Here is a 1,491-nt window from a genome sequence, read left to right as displayed (position 1 = left end):
GTACAGTGATTTGCCAACTTTAAATAAACTCCCTGCAGCTCTGCAAAATTCTTTTTCTACAGGAATTGGGTTCTGATAATGCCCTGTGTATTGACCGTTTAGCGTTTTTGAATGATAAATATACAGGTGATGATGATCTCCGGATACACTGGTAAAAAGCCAATATCTATTTTCATGATAAATAATCGAGCTATCTACAAAAGCTTTTCCACTAACCAGCACTTTTATTTTGGTTAACTGGCTAGGATTCTCCTGGTCAACCTGATAGAGTGCTATTTCTTTCGCTTCTGACGTTTCGGGAATGCAGTATAAACAACCATTTTCTTCTATAAGATAGGGATAAGATAAATGGATCGCATCTGGCTTGATGCCCTGCACTTTCTTCTTGTTTTTGAAGTCGAATCCATCAATCATCATAATCTCGCCCTTCCCTTTCCAAAAATCCAGTTCTTCGTAATAAATCCTTGGTGCATTATTTACACTCACCACAAAAGGATCAGCGGCATAATCGATGTTGTCTTCTTGTAGCCAGTTTATCCCCGCATTTAGCTTTTTTGTGCTGATCAGTTCTTCAGGTGTTTGATAAATAAAACCAATATTCCATTTATCAGCTGCGAATATTTTATTAAAGAGGTTAACAGTTGCATTCATCTTGTTATGCTACTAAAGAAACTTTATCTGCAGTTGATTTATTTTTAATTAACCATTGAGAGAGTACCAGCAATTTCCATATCTGTGGATACCTGTTCCACTTCCCGGTCATATGCTCATTGATAATCTCTTGGGTTCTTTTCAAATGAATGCCAGGGATGTTCTTCAAATTATCGACTGATAAATTATCCATCACATAATCTTTTAATTCATTTCTGAACCAATGCTGGAATGGCATGGTAAAGCCAGCCTTTGGCCTATCGAAAATATGTGCAGGAACACGATCGAACAATAAATCTTTTAATATCCGTTTTTGGTTTCCATTGGTGTATTTAAATGCTGTGGGTAGGCTTCTAGAAAACTCTATCACTCTGTAATCCATTAAAGGAGAACGTGATTCAAGCGAAAAGGCCATTGAAGCACGATCTACTTTGGTGTTGATATCTCCGTTTAAATAGGTTTTAATATCAAAATCAGAAATCCGTTCTAACAAAGGTTTAGATGGATTGGTTAAAATATGCATCAATGGGTTATACTTGGCCAGATCGGGTTGTTTTACCCAAGAATTTTCCATATTGCCAAACATTTTTACATATAGCTTTTCTATATCTTCCATGGAAATACCCATGGCAATTAATTTATGGCGATAGCTCGGCAATTGGCTAATTAAGCCTGCCAATGCTTTTCTAATGCTGTGTGGCGCATAAAACAGGCTGTTAACCTGTTTAATCCATTTATAGCGATGATAGCCTAAAAAAGCTTCGTCGCCAGCATCACCACTTAAGGCAACGGTTACATGCTTCCTGGTATTTTTACTGAGCAACATGGTAGGTATAGCAC

Annotated in this window: 2 protein-coding genes; both read right to left on the bottom strand. The window is 37.2% G+C overall.

Annotated features, from left to right (window positions below; all coding sequences use genetic code 11):
• Nucleotides 1–651 (bottom strand): glucosamine inositolphosphorylceramide transferase family protein (locus tag AC1DPQ_RS27450; protein ID WP_477611519.1); only part of this gene is annotated, 651 nt, incomplete at its 3' end.
• A gap of 4 nt (nt 652–655) precedes the next feature.
• A partial coding sequence (locus tag AC1DPQ_RS27445) for an asparagine synthetase B family protein (protein ID WP_477611518.1) occupies nt 656–1,491 on the bottom strand: 836 nt, incomplete at its 5' end.

It is taken from the genome of Pedobacter sp. 01T416_2, assembly GCF_056398925.1.
This window is presented reverse-complemented; position numbering and strand designations above follow the sequence as displayed.